Origin of the sequence: Shewanella sp. SM73 (genome assembly GCF_025653795.1) — a bacterium.
Taxonomy (GTDB): domain Bacteria; phylum Pseudomonadota; class Gammaproteobacteria; order Enterobacterales; family Shewanellaceae; genus Shewanella; species Shewanella oncorhynchi.
Window position 1 is genome coordinate 232042 of the sequence record NZ_JAKKRY010000005.1, and the last position, 19415, is coordinate 251456.

16 protein-coding genes and 1 pseudogene are annotated in these 19415 nt (G+C 44.1%); 8 read left to right on the forward strand and 9 right to left on the reverse strand.

Annotated elements, in window-relative coordinates:
• Nucleotides 1–67 precede the first annotated feature (67 nt).
• Entirely contained in the window at nucleotides 68–2062 is a 1995-nt protein-coding gene (gene tkt, locus L5M51_RS09740; protein ID WP_028761630.1) for a transketolase, read from the reverse strand.
• 445 nt (nucleotides 2063–2507) lie between these two features.
• Between tkt and metK the strand changes: the two genes are divergently transcribed.
• From metK to L5M51_RS09755, 3 genes and pseudogenes are all read left to right on the forward strand, one after another.
• Nucleotides 2508–3659: a methionine adenosyltransferase gene (gene metK, locus L5M51_RS09745; RefSeq protein ID WP_028761631.1), complete on the forward strand. Its 1152-nt coding sequence runs from the start codon at nucleotides 2508–2510 to the stop codon at nucleotides 3657–3659.
• A gap of 155 nt (nucleotides 3660–3814) precedes the next feature.
• Complete coding sequence (locus L5M51_RS09750) at nucleotides 3815–4300, forward strand: hypothetical protein (RefSeq protein ID WP_212599760.1); 486 nt, start codon at nucleotides 3815–3817, stop codon at nucleotides 4298–4300.
• Nucleotides 4301–4377: 77 nt separating this feature from the next.
• Nucleotides 4378–4706, forward strand: a pseudogene (locus L5M51_RS09755) (transposase); the annotation flags it as partial.
• 113 nt (nucleotides 4707–4819) lie between these two features.
• On the opposite strand, the gene L5M51_RS09760 reads toward L5M51_RS09755, so the two are convergent.
• Nucleotides 4820–7234, reverse strand: a complete 2415-nt coding sequence (locus L5M51_RS09760) for a TonB-dependent receptor domain-containing protein (protein WP_131525102.1) — start codon at nucleotides 7232–7234, stop codon at nucleotides 4820–4822.
• Nucleotides 7235–7392: 158 nt separating this feature from the next.
• Between L5M51_RS09760 and L5M51_RS09765 the strand changes: the two genes are divergently transcribed.
• Both L5M51_RS09765 and L5M51_RS09770 read left to right on the forward strand, forming a co-directional pair.
• On the forward strand, nucleotides 7393–7797 hold the full coding sequence (locus tag L5M51_RS09765) for a GNAT family N-acetyltransferase (RefSeq protein WP_263145245.1): 405 nt from the start codon (nucleotides 7393–7395) through the stop codon (nucleotides 7795–7797).
• Between the two features lie 97 nt (nucleotides 7798–7894).
• Nucleotides 7895–9007, forward strand: coding sequence for a hypothetical protein (locus L5M51_RS09770; protein ID WP_263145247.1), 1113 nt, complete (start codon nucleotides 7895–7897; stop codon nucleotides 9005–9007).
• Nucleotides 9008–9268: 261 nt separating this feature from the next.
• Here L5M51_RS09770 and L5M51_RS09775 read toward each other — a convergent pair whose 3' ends face one another.
• Together L5M51_RS09775 and L5M51_RS09780 are read right to left on the reverse strand one after the other, a co-directional pair.
• Nucleotides 9269–9619: a hypothetical protein gene (locus L5M51_RS09775; RefSeq protein WP_131525100.1), complete on the reverse strand. Its 351-nt coding sequence runs from the start codon at nucleotides 9617–9619 to the stop codon at nucleotides 9269–9271.
• Nucleotides 9620–9699: 80 nt separating this feature from the next.
• Nucleotides 9700–10242, reverse strand: coding sequence for a GNAT family N-acetyltransferase (locus tag L5M51_RS09780; protein ID WP_263145251.1), 543 nt, complete (start codon nucleotides 10240–10242; stop codon nucleotides 9700–9702).
• Nucleotides 10243–10410: 168 nt separating this feature from the next.
• Between L5M51_RS09780 and L5M51_RS09785 the strand changes: the two genes are divergently transcribed.
• Entirely contained in the window at nucleotides 10411–11427 is a 1017-nt protein-coding gene (locus L5M51_RS09785) for a GGDEF domain-containing protein (RefSeq protein ID WP_263145254.1), read from the forward strand.
• A 36-nt stretch (nucleotides 11428–11463) separates the two neighbouring features.
• Here the strand turns inward: L5M51_RS09785 and L5M51_RS09790 are convergent, their stop codons facing one another.
• Nucleotides 11464–11694 carry a hypothetical protein gene (locus L5M51_RS09790; protein ID WP_028759411.1) on the reverse strand — a complete coding sequence of 77 codons (231 nt, stop codon included), beginning with the start codon at nucleotides 11692–11694 and terminating at the stop codon, nucleotides 11464–11466.
• A 71-nt stretch (nucleotides 11695–11765) separates the two neighbouring features.
• Here L5M51_RS09790 and L5M51_RS09795 point away from each other — a divergent pair, with 71 nt between their 5' ends.
• Nucleotides 11766–12182 carry an META domain-containing protein gene (locus L5M51_RS09795; RefSeq protein ID WP_113939802.1) on the forward strand — a complete coding sequence of 139 codons (417 nt, stop codon included), beginning with the start codon at nucleotides 11766–11768 and terminating at the stop codon, nucleotides 12180–12182.
• Nucleotides 12183–12254: 72 nt separating this feature from the next.
• Here the strand turns inward: L5M51_RS09795 and L5M51_RS09800 are convergent, their stop codons facing one another.
• Both L5M51_RS09800 and L5M51_RS09805 read right to left on the reverse strand, forming a co-directional pair.
• Nucleotides 12255–13589, reverse strand: a complete 1335-nt coding sequence (locus L5M51_RS09800; RefSeq protein ID WP_263145256.1) for a dicarboxylate/amino acid:cation symporter — start codon at nucleotides 13587–13589, stop codon at nucleotides 12255–12257.
• Between the two features lie 209 nt (nucleotides 13590–13798).
• Nucleotides 13799–14095 carry a hypothetical protein gene (locus L5M51_RS09805; RefSeq protein ID WP_113939800.1) on the reverse strand — a complete coding sequence of 99 codons (297 nt, stop codon included), beginning with the start codon at nucleotides 14093–14095 and terminating at the stop codon, nucleotides 13799–13801.
• Nucleotides 14096–14308: 213 nt separating this feature from the next.
• Here L5M51_RS09805 and L5M51_RS09810 point away from each other — a divergent pair, with 213 nt between their 5' ends.
• Nucleotides 14309–14752, forward strand: a complete 444-nt coding sequence (locus L5M51_RS09810; protein WP_263145257.1) for a GNAT family N-acetyltransferase — start codon at nucleotides 14309–14311, stop codon at nucleotides 14750–14752.
• Nucleotides 14753–14861: 109 nt separating this feature from the next.
• Here the strand turns inward: L5M51_RS09810 and L5M51_RS09815 are convergent, their stop codons facing one another.
• Both L5M51_RS09815 and L5M51_RS09820 read right to left on the reverse strand, forming a co-directional pair.
• Complete coding sequence (locus L5M51_RS09815) at nucleotides 14862–16157, reverse strand: aromatic amino acid transport family protein (RefSeq protein ID WP_028761640.1); 1296 nt, start codon at nucleotides 16155–16157, stop codon at nucleotides 14862–14864.
• 451 nt (nucleotides 16158–16608) lie between these two features.
• Nucleotides 16609–19173: an acylase gene (locus L5M51_RS09820; RefSeq protein ID WP_263145259.1), complete on the reverse strand. Its 2565-nt coding sequence runs from the start codon at nucleotides 19171–19173 to the stop codon at nucleotides 16609–16611.
• Between the last annotated feature and the right edge of the window lie 242 nt (nucleotides 19174–19415).

A 19415-nucleotide genomic window follows, 5' to 3' on the forward strand; every position in this document is an offset into this window, starting at 1 on the left:
GGCCGCATTATACAGATTAACACTTAAAAAGTTTAACCTTTTGTATTGAATCTAATCCCTTGAGCGATTAGCCCAATGATTTTGCAGCATTCAGCACATTTTCAACGGTGAAACCGAAGTGATTCAATAGCACGTTACCCGGCGCAGACTCACCAAATGTGGTCATGCCCACAACTGTGCCTTCAAAACCGACGTACTTGTACCAGAAATCGGTATGCGCCGCTTCAATAGCCACACGTTTAGTCACAGCACGTGGTAATACAGATTCTTTATAAGCAGCATCTTGCTTATCGAACTCAGTCGTCGATGGCATAGAGACTACGCGAACGTGTTTGCCTTGCTCAGTCAGTGCAGCGGCTGCATCCATTGCCAATTGTACTTCGCTACCAGTTGCGATCAGGATCAGTTCTGGTGTACCCGCACAGTCTTGCAGTACATAAGCACCTTTAGCCACGTTGGCTAATTGCTCAGCGGTACGCGCTTGCGCTTTCAGGTTTTGACGGCTGAAGATCAGTGACGTAGGTGCATTACGGCGCTCAATCGCAGCTTTCCAAGAAACTGCCGTTTCTGCCGCATCACATGGACGCCATACGGCCATATTTGGCGTCATACGCAGGTTAGCTAATTGCTCAACTGGTTGATGCGTTGGGCCATCTTCACCTTGACCGATAGAGTCATGGGTATAAACGAAGATGTTTTGAATACCCATCAGCGCCGACATACGCACTGCGTTACGAGCATATTCCATGAACATCATGAACGTTGCGCCGTAGTTGATGAAACCACCATGCAGCGAAGCACCGTTCATAATGCCACTCATGCCGAATTCACGCACGCCGTAGTAAATGTAGTTACCAGCTGGGTCGTCTTGAATACCTTTAGAACCTGACCACAGTGTCAAGTTAGAACCTGCTAAGTCAGCGGAGCCACCTAACAGTTCAGGCAACATAGCGCCAAATGCACCGATAGCATTTTGTGAGGCTTTACGGCTCGCAATACCTTCGGCTTTGTCCTGTGATGCTTGCACGAATGCCTGCGCTTTTTCTTCGAAATCAGCCGGTAATTCACCTTTCAGAACGCGACGCTCATATTCAGCAGCCAGTTCTGGGTGAGCAGCGCGATAAGCTGCAAACTTCTCGTTCCACGCAGCTTCACGTGCCGCACCGGCTTCTTTGGCATCCCAACCGGCATAAACATCAGCAGGGATTTCAAATGGTGCATGTGGCCAGCCAAGGAATTCACGGGCGGCTGCAATTTCTGCATCGCCTAGTGGCGCGCCGTGACAATCGTGGCTGCCAGATTTGTTGGGTGAACCAAAACCGATAATGGTTTTGCAGCAAATCATTGTTGGTTTATCGGTAACGGCTTTAGCCGCTTCGATAGCAGCACGGATTGCCGCGCTATCGTGACCGTCGACACCGGCAATAACATGCCAGCCGTAAGCTTCAAAACGTTTTGGCGTATCATCGGTGAACCAGCCTTCAACATGGCCATCGATAGAAATACCGTTATCATCCCAAAATGCGACCAGTTTACCTAAGCCTAAAGTACCGGCTAATGAACAGGCTTCGTGGGAAATACCTTCCATCAAACAGCCATCGCCGAGGAAGCAGTAAGTGTAGTGATCAACGATATCGTGACCATCACGGTTAAACTGTGCCGCTAAGGTTTTCTCAGCAATCGCCATACCGACAGCGTTGCTGATGCCCGCACCGAGTGGACCCGTTGTGGTTTCAACACCTGGGGTGTAACCGTATTCTGGGTGACCCGGTGTTTTAGAATGCAATTGACGGAACTGTTTTAGCTCTTCAATTGGTAATTCATAACCAGTCAGGTGAAGTAAAGAGTAAATCAGCATTGAACCGTGACCGTTGGAGAGGATAAAACGATCTCTATCTACCCATTTCGGATTGTTCGGGTTGTGCTTAAGGAAATCATTCCACAGCACTTCAGCAATATCTGCCATACCCATTGGGGCGCCGGGATGGCCTGAATTTGCTTTTTGAACTGCATCCATACTTAACGCACGGATTGCGTTTGCGAGTACTTTACGGGAAGACATGCTCTCTCCTGCTTGTTTGTGGGGTCTAGCGGGCAATTTGGATGCATATTTTCCCCTACATGCCAGTGTGACGCAAACTAAAATTACCATTCACTCAGCAAAAGATGGCCGAATATATACCCAAACAACTTGAAGATGCAGGATTCAGGTCGCTTGGGTATACAAGTCGCAGAAACAAGCCAGTCACTTTGCTCGCGTTTACTTGAGAGGGCATAGCAAGGATCACTTGTAATGGAGAAATAAATTTCTCAAAAACATAGCAAACTTAATACTATGAAATATAAGAAAAATAACCTATTTATGACTGAGCGTAGTCGTTTTCAGGTCACAATCTGAGAGGATTTTTTATTATCGGGGGTGATCGGCAATCGGATTTAAACTAAAATAGCCGTCTAGATGTAGATGCTTCTACACGTTTGAATGCTAACGACGAGATTTTCCTACTATGGCAAAGCACTTGTTTACTTCTGAGTCGGTCTCAGAAGGTCATCCCGATAAGATTGCAGATCAGATTTCTGATGCTGTGCTAGATGCAATTCTGGCTCAAGATCCAAAAGCACGCGTAGCGTGTGAAACTTATGTCAAAACTGGCATGGTATTAGTAGGTGGTGAAGTAACTACCTCTGCCTGGGTTGATATTGAAGAAATCACCCGTAAAACGGTGCGTGAAATTGGTTATACCCATTCAGATATGGGGTTTGATGCAGACTCATGCGCAGTATTAAACGCCATTGGTAAGCAATCACCCGACATTAATCAAGGTGTAGACCGCGCAGACCCTGCAGAGCAAGGTGCTGGCGATCAAGGGTTAATGTTTGGCTATGCCAACAACGAAACCGACATTCTGATGCCTGCACCTATCACCTATGCCCACGCATTAGTGAAACGTCAGTCTGAAGTGCGTAAAAATGGCACGCTACCTTGGTTACGCCCAGATGCGAAAAGCCAAGTCACGTTTGCCTATGATGATGGCAAAATTGTCGGTATTGATGCTGTCGTATTGTCGACTCAGCACAGAGATGACGTTTCACAAGCCGACTTAATTGAAGGCGTGATGGAAACCATCATCAAGCCAGTATTACCAGCTCAATGGCTAAACAAAGACACTAAGTTCTTTATCAACCCAACTGGCCGTTTTGTTATCGGTGGCCCAGTAGGCGATTGCGGCTTAACCGGTCGTAAGATCATCGTTGATACCTACGGCGGCATGGCCCGTCATGGTGGTGGCGCATTCTCTGGTAAAGATCCATCAAAAGTGGACCGTAGCGCAGCATACGCTGCCCGTTATGTGGCAAAAAACATAGTTGCAGCAGGTCTTGCTGATCGCTGTGAAATCCAAGTGTCTTACGCTATTGGTGTAGCAGAACCTACCTCTATCAGCATCGAGACCTTCGGTACCGGTAAAGTGTCTGAAGAAGTGCTGATCAAGTTAGTCCGTCAACACTTTGAACTGCGCCCATACGGTTTAACGGCCATGCTAGATTTAGCACGTCCAATTTATCAAGCGACCGCCGCTTATGGCCACTTTGGTCGCAGCGAATTCCCATGGGAAGCGACTGATAAAGCCGAAATATTGCGCGCTGACGCGGGTCTATAGTCTTAATTCATTTCAATTTTTACACTTAAGACCCATAAAAAACCGCTACCCAGCGGTTTTTTTATGCCTGACATTTAGTTAGATTAATAGTGCTAAGACAAATATGGCAAGATAAAAAGCAGCATATACACAGACCATTAGAGTGCACTGATCCCATGACCGATAACGCCATCTTATTACAGCAACTTCAATCTTGTGCATGGGCTGCCAACGTAGGTCAGCCAGAGGAAACAGCAAAGACATACGGCACATTAGAGGAGATCGCCGCTTTTCTTGAATCCGATCCTGAAGCCTTTTTTGAAACACCTTACGAAATCCAATATGAAAGCCTGTGTGTAACAGATCATGACTTGGCTAATTCGTTAAAAACAAAGGCAGTAGTAAATGATGTGCATGCTTGGATTTCTGACAGCGAAGTCGATGAAATTTCTAAGTCAGCTTACCTCGCCACTTGGAAAATTATTCCCGTTGCAGAAATATGCGCGCTGACATCCGATGACGCTAATACGCTCGCAACACTGCTCCTAGCTGACGTTAAACTTTCAGCCTTTACGAGTGAACGCCTATCTTGGTATCTCTGTGGAAGAATACCCTTTGGTTATATTGGTACTTACCCAAACGGGCAATGGCTGATTCTTTAGGCTTATACGCTAGCACCTTTAATGTTTCTGACTTCATCTAGGATCTATTGAGCTTTCGAGGATGATTTTTAGAGAGCATGCCAATACTGATGCTAACCAATGCACGCTGGGAAACACTATTTCATTTAATGAAAAGCACAGGCCGTGTTTATGATAAACCTGAACATAGACAAACATTCGAAGGCATTCTTTACCACCTTCTAGCAGGCCCCCCTTAGCAAGATTTACCCAAAGAGTTGGACCATTGGAATACGGTCTTTAGACGGTTTTATTTATGATCTAAAAAAACATTCAGGCCTATTTATTCAAAGCTTTAGTGAAAATGGCCGACACGGAATGGGTCTTTATTGATGGCTCGATAGTGCAGACTCACCAGCACAGTGCAGGTGCACTGAGTCATGAGTCATGAGAGTTACCTTATTGTTTAATTGGTAGTGGATACCTTTATCAAACGGGTAACTCTCAGTTTTATCTGTCGCCCATGAATATCAAATAATGGCTAATGCACAGAGTATTCGTTTAGAAACGTACATTCATACCAACCCAGAAGTTACGGGCCTTATCTTTGTTATTAAAATCATCAACGTAAGATGCTGTGTATCCGTTTTGGCCATTGTCGTCAGAGACACAAGTGGTGCTAGTGTCACTACATTCGGTGAAGACAATATCGTATGAAGTAAAATCTTTATCAAACAAGTTATTTACTCGCATGTTGAAGGTGACAAACTCACTCGCCTGATAAGAACCACCAAGATGGAACACGTTATAACCCTTATAGTAGAGTGCAGCATCATTAATGATATCCCAAGAGCGATAACGTTTAGCACGGTATTCAGAGGTCAAGAATACGTTAAATGAGTCGGTCAACTCCCATTTTAATGTCGCGTTTGCCATATGCTTGGCACTGTTGCCGAGTGGACGGCCTTGCTCTGCACCGCTTTTCTGCTCGCTATCTGTGTAGGTATAATTAGCATTTAACGTTAAGGCATCTAGAATTTCCCAACGTCCCGCGAGCTCAGCACCTTGAATAGTAACTTTATCTATGTTGACTGTTTTGCTACTGACTGCATAACCTAAATCAGCATATTCACCCGCATCGGAACATTCTATGCTCGTACCTTTACCACAGGGTTGTGAAGCAATCTTATCGTCAAAGTCATTTTTAAAGATAGTGACGTTAAAATTATGGCCATCGGGATGAGACCAATACAAGGCGACTTCGCTGGACACACTGGTTTCAGCTTCGAGATCTGGGTTACCAAATTGCGGTGAGGTTCCTTGGCCACCAAAGCCAACGACACCATCATACAATTGTGTGGTTTTAGGTGTTTTAAAACCTGTGCTCACCCCACCTTTTACTGTCCACTCATTATTAATGGTGTAAACACCGTATAGACGTGGGCTGAGTTGGTTGCCAAATATTTCATGATCATCATGACGTAAACCCGCAGTAACAGATAAATCAGAAGTCATGCTCCATGTATCTTCAGCAAAAACAGACCACATATTGTGTTCTTGTACTGCGCCCGGCGTACCTTCTTCCATACCAAATACACCGTCTTTCAACTCACCACGAATCACCTGCGCCCCCGTCACTGCGACATGATTTCCTGCAGCTTCAAATGGAATATCGAGTTTCATATCAAGCGTATATTGATTACTTGCCATTTCGCGTTTAGGTCTAGGCAGGAAAGTGGATTCAGCAATCGCTTTACGTTCGGCTTCAGTCATGCCGGTGTAATCCCCTTTACCATCAATCATCTGCAGTAGTAATACTCTTTCAGCAGTGGTAAATGGCAGTGTGCGGCCATTATTTTGTGTGTCTACATAGGATAGTGACACAAAGCTTGTACCAAAATCCCAAGCACCTTCATGGGTTAACGCCCAAGCATCACGGGTAAATTTTTGAGTCTCGCTGTAACCCGCTCGCGGATTTGATCGTCTTGCCCATTCACCACCGCTGGCTAGACAAGCAGCCTCACGGGAACCTACGCCGCCTTTACAGAAGTTACTGGCAATCCAGAGACTATCGATATTATCAACAGTACCAAGCGGATACTCGCGTTCACCGTTATCATTGATCAGTGGCGTATTATCATAATCTTGAGATGAGGAATCTAAATCAAACCAAATTTTGTGATGTTCATTTAGCGTCCAACTTAAACTCCCACCTAACATATGATTTTCGTTATCGACGGTTTTACCGCCACCACCAAAACCGAGTGAACGAGTGCGTACTTCTCCATTGGGATAATCTACTGGTGCATACTCTGGTGTAGACCCCATTCGATCATAAATACTGCCATGAATCGATAACCCAAGAACGCCTTTAATGAGGGGACCCATCACGCTGAAATCGGTAGTGATATCTTCGCCATAGGCATCATTGGTTTGATGAGTTCGGCTGTGAGTGATAGAGCCAGACCATTCGTCGCCCACTTTTTTAGTGATGATGTTCACCACACCACCTAGAGCATCTGCACCGTATAACGTTGATGCTGGCCCACGAATAACTTCAATTCGATCAATAGCATCAAGTGGTGGTACATGACCAAATTGATTGCCACCAAAACTGTTTGGATAAATATCACCATGGTTATTCTGACGCTTACCATCGACAAGGATTAAGGTATAGTCAGATCCCATACCGCGTAGACTGATGGTACCTTGCCCTGTTTTATCACGGGTTTCACCAATATCAACCCCTTCCAAGTCACGCACTGCATCTAGGAGAGTGGTATAAGGTTTTATCATCAAATCTTCTTGGGTGATAACAGAAATACTGGCGGGTGCATCAACCAATTTCTGTTCATATCCAGAGGCAGTAACAACCATAACTTCCATTTTTCTGTCGGGAGCCTCTTCGGCTTGGACAAAATTACCCGTAAATACAGCGGTAATGGCAACTGCCAAGCAAGTTTGACGAAATAACATAAACCTCTCCTGTTTAGTAAACTTAGTTTACAAATGTAACTTATAAATGATTTCGCGAATGATAATGATTAACATTAGCGAGATCAATCAAAAGTTGAATACAACAGAAATAACATTTACGTTTATAAAGTAATCACATTCCAGAAAGAGTTTTTGACATGAACTTTGAAGTTATGAGTGAAGAAAATATCGCGATTGTGGATGCGCTGGTAGACGGCGTTAGGCAATTTAATGCTGGGCTGTTAGGACCTGAGAAATCAGTGCCTTTGACTGTCATTGCACGTGATGAAGCTGGCAAGTTGATTGGTGGTGTGGGTGGCCGGACTATCTATAAAAACTTCTTAATCAATGTTGTCTGGGTTGATGAGCAAACCAGAGGCACTGGGCTTGGGCATAAACTGATGGCACTTGCCGAAGCTGAGGCGAAACAACGCGGTTGCCTAGTAGCCCAAGTGGATACCTTATCGATTCAAGCCCCAGTATTCTATGAGAAACAAGGTTTTGAGATCATAGGCACAGTCACCACGACACCTGAGCGCTACTTTATGGTGAAAAAGTATTGATAATTGGTAAAAGTACTATTGATAAAAATGCACAAATAATATCAATGACTATAAACAGACGAATAAAATAGATTTACTCTATAAAAAAGGAAATTAAATGAAGTTATTTCTTTCCACAATAATATCTTTTCTTATGTTTGGCTGCATGTCTTATACTTCATCGATACCAGAAGGGTATACAGGAGAGCTTGCTACAATTGATGATAGTTTTCAAAGACTAAGTCGAAGTAAAGCAAGTTTTTATTATATAAAGCTAATCGATGGAGAACCTATCCATAATAGCTTAACAGCATCTTCAGCGGCTTCTAATGGAAAAGGCTCGCAATTGATTGCAATGGGCGCATCAAGGTCGATTCCAATCAAACCCATAAACTTATATCTCATCGGCCAAGTCCATCACTCCGCTCCAATCGGATATATTTTTAGCTCAACCTCAAACTATATCATTGAGGGAGAAGTTAATTTTACACCGAAGAAAAACGAAAAATATCTTATTAATGGGAGTTTAAGTGAAGATTACTCTGCGGTATGGATAGAGGATATTAACGGAAATGTTGTATCAAAAGTTATTGAGAAAAGAGGCCTATCTCATGTTTCAATAATTGACTCAGGTCTTCAACCCAAAAAGATAGAACTTTCAAAAAAAGAATTATTCCTCAAATTGGCTAGCGGAGAAAGTGAAAACTTGGTTGTTTCAAAACTAGGCAAGCCGGACAAGATTACCAAATATGGTGGAAATTTCCTGATAGAAAAACCACCTAGCGTAACCTATCAGTATGAAGGCCTTGGAAGTATCCAGTTCAGTGCACAAAAGTCAGCAGCTCTCTTTATCGAACGAGTGACCCCAAACATTGAATGGTCAGATGATATATCATCAATAAAAATGCAGTTAAACAGCACAGGAGCAACATTACAGAGTTTAGCCAAAGGCTATTATCAACAAGATCATATCAAAATAGAGGTGCTAGATTTATTTGCTGAAAAAATCTGGACTGAGAAAAAGAATGAAGATCCCTACGTGATCGATGCTGTTTCTTGGCTTTGTAAAGTGTTAGCCAAAAGCAATAACTCACGCTACAGGTCAATATTACAAAACATTGCAACTGAGGCAAACGAAAATAAACTACGAAAACATGCCAAAAATAGCTTAGACCTATTACCAGTCACGGATGTTGATCAATTCATTCCAACGGAAAATAAATTTTACTGAAAATGAATTAAAACGTGTTTGTGCCTAGTGTTAACTAGGCTTTTATATTAAAAATTGTAAATACTAAACCTTATTTTAGTACAATCTCACTTCAATTTTATATTGAGTTAATTGGCAGTGATTCTATGTAGTTTAATTATGTCGTCAGCAAACATAGACTTACCACAGACTTCTTTGGGGGGAATGTTAAAAGTAGCAATCCAAGACAAGCTGCTGAAAACCTGTTCACCTTTAGTGGCGACCTGAAGGTCAAGTATGAATTTAGCAATGATCGAAATGGGCATTTTGCATGCAGAGTAGACCGATCTGCTCTTGGGATAAAATAGCGCATTCTAACGCGCTTTTGGAGTTTACACGGCTAAGTTCCTTATCGGTCAGTCGCGTAATCACCGTCGAATAGGCATTGGTTCGACCACAATCGAGCCAAATATTCCCCACTTGTACCCAATAATGCTGCACTTGCCCTGAATCGGAGATAAACTCGACTTCAAATCCCCTCGCCTCACATTCATGGTGAGCGCACTCAGATAGGACCAATCTCAAGTTGTCCCAAGCCGATAAATTGACTTCGGCATAGGCCGTTAATAGTGACTCAACAAATTGTACATTCATGTATTTATCTCCGTTATTTAACCTGAACTCGGGTTATTTACACAGTAGAGATTGAATCCTTAATTTCTATCATCGAACAACTAAGCTTGGGTCTTTGCCGCCATTAAATAATAATCTCTTGCCGAAACGGTGAAAAAATCCACAACCTGCATGTGCGCTTTACCCGAGTGAGCGGCAAAGGAACGTTCATTATCTTCAGCAATAAAGGTCAACATATAGCTAAAATGCGGAGCAACTTGGCGACGAATTTCATGGACTAATGCCTCGAAAATCCCTTGCCCACGGTAGGCTTGCTGCACCCATATCGGCCCGTATTGGCAAGAATTGACCTTAGTTAATTTAGGTCCATCCCAATCGAGTTGCCCCAAACGATTCAACAAAGTGCGGTAAATGGGCCAATGTTCGAAAAAAACCCAACGGCCTGCAATCACGTAACCGACGATCTGCTGCTCAACCTGCGCCACTACAATCCAATGGTGCTGCACTAATTCGCTCAATTCACTGTGGGAAAAAGCTTGCCCTTGTAACCCCATACTGGCGGAAGCTAATTCATCATTAAGATGTTTTTTCTCTAGCATCGCTAATAAATCAACATCTTGAGGTAAGGCTAGTCTAATTTTCACAGTGTTCTCACAGCATTATTTCGGCTTTGGGCCCAATTTCAGCCCGCCAGTATACTCGGTTGGGTTAATAGGCACAGCAAGAACAAGGCAATATTTAGGGCTTTGATTTGCTAAATATCCTTTTATTTCCCAAACTTAATGGATATTTAGCCATAGTTAGGCGTTTGTATGTTGCCAGAAACCATTAATCCCAACTTGAGTTTACTTGATACCGATAATCAACAAGTCAATCTCACACGCTGGATGCACCAATGTGAGCTCATCAAAAGCTATTACAACGCCAACACGGTTTTCATATTCCAAAAAATCAGTGCAGGGTTTGAAATCATCGTCAGTTCAATCACTGAAACACCGCAATTTACCGCAGGCACTTTATATCCCCCAGCACTCGAACTCTTCAAACAGATACAAAACAGCCAACCTGATGGTTTATATCAAAACCTCGGCAGCTTTATGTTAGAGGATTTACCAAGGGATTTTGATGGTATTCAGCATATTCTCTCACGTCCTATCGCTTGGCCGGATGGTAGCCAATTTGGTGCCCTGTGTGTACTCAACCCGCATATAACAGAACCACTAGTCAATGCCGCTATGCTCGAACCGTTTCAGATATTGCTGCAACAAGAATTATCTCTGCTTTGCCAGAACCATCGCATTGAATCCCTTTCGATGCGCGACCAAGAAACCGGCATGCTCAATCATTATGGTTTTTTGATGATGGCGCCAAGACAGCTCAATTTAGGCCGCCGCTTTGGCGCCCATGCAGGTATCATCTTCTTTGAATTACTGAGCACGGATAACACTCCAATACCACTCGAAAATAATCACCACAGACTGTTAGGCAAGTTAATCCAAGATACGATAAGAACCGCTGACGTTGCCGCCCATTACAACAGCACTCAATTTGTGGTACTTGCTTTTGTGGATGGTGAACGGGATGTTCTACATATTATGAAGCGAGTAGAAAAGCAGCTAGAACAACAAAACCATCAGCTAAAACTCGATGTGAGCTACAGTTTTTTTACCCCAGAATCCAGCGCCAAACTTGCACCTATGATGGAACTCGCGCGGGGCAAACTCGATTCAATGCGCCCACCTGTATCCCAAGCCGCAGACACGCCAGTAGAACCCGCCATTGACTCAAGCTTGTACGATAATCCCGCCGCAGATTCGGCAGAGCTTTGATTTAATGAAATTTAGACTTAATTAGACAGTACAAAATTACTTGGAATGCTCATCTTGGCGCTTCGCCCATTGGATAAACAGCACCACAGGATAGGGCGACATTAAGACCAACCCTAAACCAATCAGACTTGAGATCAATAACATGCCGCTTATCTCTAGACTCCATTGCGTCAACATATAAAACCCAAGTCCACAAACTAGCATCAATACACCTAACCAATGTAAAAACTTCAACAAATTCAGAGTACTTTTAAATGAGCCTGTCATATAAACCCCTTTAGATCTTACGAAAAACTTGTCACACTATGGCCATAATCATGGAAAAAGGAACCGCAACGATGTTAAAACAAACATTCATTTTAGGTGCATTACTCTTAGGCATCACCGCCTGCCAAAGTGCCGATATAGCACCAAATGATACTATTCCATTAGAAGGCCGCTGGCACATTGAAATGGTTCAAGGCCAACCGACTATCGATTACAGCCCAGCGCAAATTACCTTTGAGGCCGAAGGTAAATTACATGGCAACAACAGCTGCAATAACTTTTTCGGTCAATATACTCAGCAAGGCGAAGAGCTTAAGCTATCTCCTGCCGGTAGCACAATGAAAGCCTGCGTGGATGCCCTAATGCAGCAAGAGCACAAAGTGATGCAAGCTATGCCATTAGTTACCAAAGCAAAATTAGTGCAAGGCCGACTTACCTTACTTAACAGCGACGACAAGCCAGTGTTAGTGTTAAGCCAAATGAAGTAACCATAAAACTTGTCAGCATAAAAAAACCGCCAATGGCGGTTTTTTAGTTAACGAACTAGCAATAAAAGCTCCCTATGCTTTGACACTCTTAGCCGCTGCAATTTCGAGGGCGATATTCTGTTCGGCTATTACGGCGCTTTGATCTATGTCGGCATTATAATGCGCCATATCCAACTCATCTTCAGACTTTGCAATGACAGTCGTCGCCACTAAGTCACCGGAGACGTTTACCACAGTACGCACCATATCTAAAATACGGTCAATTCCCGCAATCAATGCCACCCCTTCTAAGGGAAGCCCTACGGTTGTGAGTACTAAAGTCAACATCACTAAACCCGCACCGGGCACACCCGCAGTACCAATAGAGGCCAACGTCGCCGTTAAAATAATGGTGAGATAATCGACGACAGTCAGGTCGATACCAAACGCCTGTGCCACAAACAGCACTGTGACCCCTTGGTATAATGCTGTGCCATCCATATTGATTGTTGTGCCTAGCGGTAATACGAAGCTAGAGATTTTCTTATGAACCCCCAAATTTTCACTCGCACACTTCATACTCACAGGGAGCGTGCCCGCAGAGCTCGATGTGGTAAACGCCACTAACATGGCATTGCTAATCCCTTTAAAAAACTGCAGCGGGCTTAACTTTGCAAATCCGCGCAGTAAAAAACTATAGAATCCAAGCACATGAATAATACAGCCAAGATACACAGCAATAATAACTTTGATCAGTGGCCAAAGCATATCAATCCCATACTCCCCCGCTACCCAAGCCATTAGCCCAAATACACCGTAGGGTGCGAGCTTCATCACCATGTCGGCCATTTTATACATGGCCTCAGCTAAACTTTCGAACACTTTAATTGCAGGTTTGCCATGCTCGCCAATCAGCACTAAGGCGATACCTAAAACAATCGCAAATACTATAACTTGCAAAATTTGCCCGCTTGCTAAAGCCGCAATAGGGTTCGTCGGCACTATGTCGATCAAAGTATCGACTAAAGAAGGTATTTCTTTGGCAGTTTGAGTCGCGCCTTCTGCCAATGACAAACCTAAACCAGCACCGGGTTGAAGAACATAACCGACAATTAAACCGATAGTGATCGCGATAGCCGTGGTAAAGAGATAAAACGCAAAAGATTTAAAACCAATACGCCCCATCTTGTTCGTATCTTGCATCGAAGTGACGCCCACAATCAGTGAGCAAAACACCAATGGCACAATCAGCATCTTAATGGCATTAACAAACAAGGTGCCTATCGGCTTTAAGTGAGTCGCTTGCTCGCCGAAGATGATGCCCACTAAAATACCTAGCACCATACCGATAACAATTTGCAGCCACAGCGGCACTGACATCCAGCGAGACCAAACACGGCCTAATGCTGACGACTTTTGTTTTGTCATATTGATAACCTTGAATTCGAAACTATGATGGGGCAAAGACCAAAACTAGCGCGCTAGTTTCTCAGTCTAAATGGGGCAATCGCCGAGTCTAGCAGAGGGGTTTTAATCGAGAGATGATCTGGGTCACGTTGAGCTAAACCGCCTTAAAATCAGTAATATTAACCAAACCAACTTTGTTAAATTGGCCACCGAGATGTTAGTTTTTCTGCTTAAGCATCAAAATATTCTGTGACTTTTTTTGGTGCTATTTGCTGACGATAAAGCGACGCAGGCGGTTGCTCACGCTCAATCAAATAACTCCAATAATCGTCATCAAAACCACTGAAAATAAAGTCGGACTTACCGTTAGCTTTTAAGACCAACCACCACCAAACTAAACCCCATAAACCGAAGCTCAACAGCGTTAAAATAAAATGCAGACGATGATTTATCTGTTCATCAGCAGCAATATCATAGACGGGTAAAATTTTAAGTTTATAGCGGCGAGTAGACTTAATAAATCCCATCATTAACTCACTTAGTTCAGCGAAAGGACACTAAAGATAAGCCTAGAAGATAAGACTTTAGTCGTACAAATATCCACAGTAATAAATAATATCAGTGCCTAACCTGCCACTGCCAAACTCGTTATCCCTCGTCGTTCCATGATAAAGTGAATCACAAAATGTTGTTTACTAAACAAGAGCGGTATTGCCAAATAACCGCCTAGGAGTTGTAGTATGTTGATTCGTAAAGCTAAGGCTCAAGACCTAATCGCCTTAGTGCAGTTTAATCAGGCCATGGCCCAAGAAACCGAAGGCCTAGCCTTAGATGAAGCGACACTGGCTCGAGGTGTGGGCACGCTACTTGAGAGCCCGCAAAAAGGGTTTTACCTGGTCGCTGAAATCGCAGGTGAGCTAGTCGGCTCGCTCATGGTGACATTTGAATGGAGCGATTGGCGTGCGAAGGATTATTACTGGATCCAGAGTGTGTATATTCGCCCGAAAAATCGTCGCCAAGGCATCTATGCCAAACTCTACAGCGAAGTCAAACAACTGGCCGAAGCCAATGGTGGTGCCGCCAGCTTCCGTTTATATGTCGAGCAAGAAAATCTCGCCGCACAGCAGACCTATCAAGCGTTAGGGATGAAGCAGAGTTACTACTTAATGTACGAAGAAAAATAAGCGATTCAAATGTTATACGTAATAAAAAAGGATCGGGCCAATGGCACGATCCTTTTCTTTTTACGACTCACGATTCACATTCAAACCGCGTTCCTACTAAGATTAAAACTTAACGAAAGAAGCCAAACAGAATAGCCGTCATTGCCAATAAACCCGCTATAACCACGAAGATATTGCTGATGCGACCACGGTGCGCTTTTAATGCTGGCACTTTGTATACAGCGTACATAGGCATCAAGTACAGGATAGCCGCGATAATTGGGCCACCTAAAGCTTCAATCATATTCAAAATACTTGGGTTTTTGATTGCCACGGCCCAAATCGTCACAAACATAAACACCAGAATAAATTTGTTGATTTTTTGCTCTGAAATGCCTTTCTTATTCGTGTCTAACTGCTTAACAATAATCCCCTTCATGCCTTCTGTCGCGCCCATGTAATGGCCAAAGAAAGAAGACACAATCGCGATAAAGGCGATTAATGGACCAAAGTAGCTCACAAAACCACTTGAATGCACGTTGGCGAGATAAGACAAAATCGGTAGATTCTGAGCTTTCGCTTCGGCCAATTGTGCTGGCGATAATGACAGCACACAAGAGAACACAAACAACATCACAAAGCCCACTAACATCATGGAAGTATTACGTAAAATAACATCAGCTTTGCGAGAAGCATTCGCGCCATGGTCACGTTTCAATGACACAGAAAACTGTGAAATCGCTGGAGAATGGTTAAAGGCAAACACTAAAACTGGAATCGTTAACCAAACTGTGCCTAAAAATGCACCCGCTTCTGGTACAACGAGTAAAGCATCCATTTTCCATTCAGGGATCAGGTAGATAGACATAAAGGCCAAAATACCCACCAGCGGATACACCAGCAATTGTGTCACTTTGAGCATGAATTTCTCACCTGCGACCATTACAGCCATCATACCGAGGATCAATACACCCGATAGAATGAAGCGTGGTGGCGATGCCATGCCTAACTGATTGACGATAAAGCTATCAACAGTGTTGGTAATACCCACACCGTAAATTAATACAATCGGGTAGATAGCAAAGAAATACAGTACGGTAATGGCTTTACCCGCACCAACACCAAAATGCTCTTCAACTACTTGAGTAATGTCGCTACCAGGAATGCTTGATGAACAAACAAAACGAGATAAACCACGGTGGGCAAGATAGGTCATAGGACCGATGATCACTGCCATTAACACAAGAGGCCAAAAGCCGCCCATGCCCGCATTGATAGGTAAAAATAAAATTCCAGCGCCAACGGCAGTGCCGAACAAACTCAACATCCAAGTCGTGTCTTGGCGAGTCCAAGGTAAGTGTTTCGTTGAATCTAGATTCTGTGTGCTTTGAGGTGTTCCAAGAACACTGGTCGCATCTTTTTGCATATAAAAGTTACCTTACGGTGTGACTAGCATAATAAATTCGCGCTAAGGATAACCAAAAAAAGCCCATAAAAGTTGATCTGACACGGCTTTATGTAAGGGAATTTCATAATAAACTGATATTGAGATCTAGATCGCTGATTTAATGTAATAAGTTTTCAATGCAGCATCAAAACATATACATAAAAAGCCACTTAAAAATACAAGATATTCACCTCAAGCCAAATCCAGTGACATTGCATAAGCGCCGAGAAAAACAGCTAACCGGACATGTGTCACAAAAATCAACAAAACAAGACGCGTCACAGCATACTCACGTCTAAGGTAGATCAAGATCACAGTCGTTAATGTTAAATTTTTACAAATCGCTATCAGTCGTAAACACGCATAAAAAACGGCTCATCCGGATTCAACTCCGAAGTGAGCCGCTAACGATTAAAGCGCAAAATCTAACTTATGGTTTTTGTAGTGTCAGCTCAGTTGTCGACACTACAGCTGGGGCTATGTCAGCCTCTTTGAACAACAAAGGACGGAAGCTTTTAGCACTCGAGTACAAGATACTTTGATCGGCAAACGCAGGCGTTAAGATATTACTCGACTCAGAGTAAGTTAAAATCCCCCGCGCCACAGGCCCCTCGTCGGTAAAGTTCACCGCCATCATCCAACTTGACCCGTAACGCACTTGGTATCCTTTCGCCGTTAAACCAGAACTCATCGCCTTGCCAGTGACCACATCCATCACAGCAGCGTATTTGTGTTGCGGGATCAAAGTGTCATCACCCGACAAACTGGTTGAAAACACGTTGAATCCACCTTCAGCATTATGGCTACCCGGCCAAGGTAAACGCGACCCGCTTGGCGTTCCATCTGGCAGCGATTTCTCTACAAATTGCACATCCCCCAATGGCGCATCTAAGGCAAAGCCTGCGGCCTCAAGGTTAAGCGCACTGTGAGCCAAGGCCTTTAAGGCACTACCATCCGTAGTCAAGGTTTTAGGTGTCGTTGCCGCATTAGCGGGATCGAATCCTTGGGTCAACATGGTTGTTTGGCTGAATAGATGGGCAAATTCACGTAGTAAAGCACCACCTTTACTGTCGTTATCTTGCTTACCGTTCCACGCCTTTAATGCCGCACAAGCCGAAGAGACATCCTTAGATAAACTCGCCGACACCACCACAGGTGTACTGCCTTGGGCATCACACTGGGCAATCAAGTCAGGCAGCACTAACTCGGCGAGATAACTGCGATTCGACAGCACAGCTGCTTCGAGTTCTTCCAAGCTGAACTTGCCATCAGCCCCCGCGGCGTCCTGCATTAAACTCAAACCCATCCGTGTCCGCAGTGATAGCTGTCCAGCCTCTGCGCCGTACATAGGCGAGAAGTAAGTCAGCGGTTCATTCAAGTTAGTCGACCAAAAGGAGTCATTGGAGTTTTGCACAAAGTCGCTGCGCTCAAGCTTGGGCGCACGTTCATAGGGCGTAGGACCATCGAAGCTAAACAACGAAGTGTTACCGGGTAAAATCGTAAATCCGGCTTTTGCCTTAGCCGCTTTAATATCCGGTGAGGTTTTTAACAACACGACTGCAGATTCGGATAATCCTGGCACAGTTGAGTCGTCGATATAAAAAGCATTGCCCTCTTTATCGGCGTACATAGTGTTATTGAAGATGACACCATCGTAGTCCTTAAATGCCTGTTGGAACTCTTCTTTGTTCGTCGCCATGTTCATGGCTAACCAATGGTCAACAGGGTCCATAGTCCCCATATTGGCATCTTGGATCATAAAGGCACTGCCATCATCCCAACCAAAAGGCGCTAAAGCGGGAGGAGCTTCGACCATAGGGCCTTTGGCGGTAGTATAAATATCTTTCTCGGCGACCAGCATGCCCGCAGGACCTGCATTCACTAGAACCGATACTGTCTCTTTGGTGATCGGCATAGGTTTACCATCAAACAAATACTGCATCCGATCACCCGAGACTAACTCAAGGTTATACATCACAAAATGCTCAGCGGTAGAGAAGGTATGAGTCCAAGCGAGATCTTTATTGAAACCAATATTAATCGGTCCAGGCATACCCACTAACGAGCCGCCCATCATATCTAAATGCCCTGGGATCGTAATATGGGATTGCCAAAAACGCAGGTTACCCGTATGCGGGAAATGCGGATTACCTAGCACCATGCCCTTACCATTTTCGGTTTTATCCTTCCCTAAACCCCAACCATTTGAACCTAAATCGCGGGGATTGGTCTCTGGTGTCGTGATACGAGCCGCGCGGGCAATCAACTTAGACTGCATATCGGCCACAAACGCAGTTTGGTCTTGGCTAGGCGCAGGCCCAACGATACGCGGCATGTATTCCTGTGCATCTCCTGGGTTCGCGTAAAAAATCAGATCGAGAAAGTTAGCTGCGCCCGGTAATAAGGCGATAGAAAACAAATAAGTCACCACATCTTCTGGCACTATGGGTTTCACCCAAGGCTGACCACCACAGAAAGGTTCTGCCGTTTGTGTGCCCGCTTCGACATCAGCAAGATATTGGTTATAACCAGAGGCAAAACCTTGGATAAGTGCCCGAGAGTTTTCACTAAATTTCGGCCATTTTTCTTCGGCTTGCGCTCTGATCTTTAACGCTTTATAGGCAAAATCTGAGATAAGGTTACCGTTATCTTCCGCCGTAGGTTGACCCGTAGTGAAGTCAATCGACGCATGGGGGCCAAAGTACATAGAACGCTGTGAGTTCGCCTTGATAAAACCATCGGCTAATACACATAAGTTGTCCTGTGCCTGCGCATAACCACTACCAAAACCTAAACTTTCTAAGTTGTCGGCTTGGATATGCGGCACGCCGTAGGTCGTACGACGAATACTGGCTTTGAGTAAACCATTGGGGGCGAAAGCTTGCAGTTGAGTTTCAGGTTCGGTAGGCGTAGTGCTATCTTCGCTATCGTTACAGCCAGTCAGTATTACACCGCAGGCCATTCCCATAGCAATCACGAGTTTGTTGAATTTCATTATTATTATCTCTTGGTTTTGGTTCCTTCAATGACATAGCCTTACTGCCTATTCCAGCCCAAATTACTGAAGGAGCAATAGTTGCATGTCGCTTCCTAGTCCCTAAGGCTGGCTATTGCCTCCCCTACTGTTGGCTTTTTTACTGAGCTTCGCCGACGACTGTGGCAGAATAGAAAACCCAAACGCTTAGACACCTCAGACCATTTAAGCAATGATTCAAACGAGCGTCCACATTAAAATCC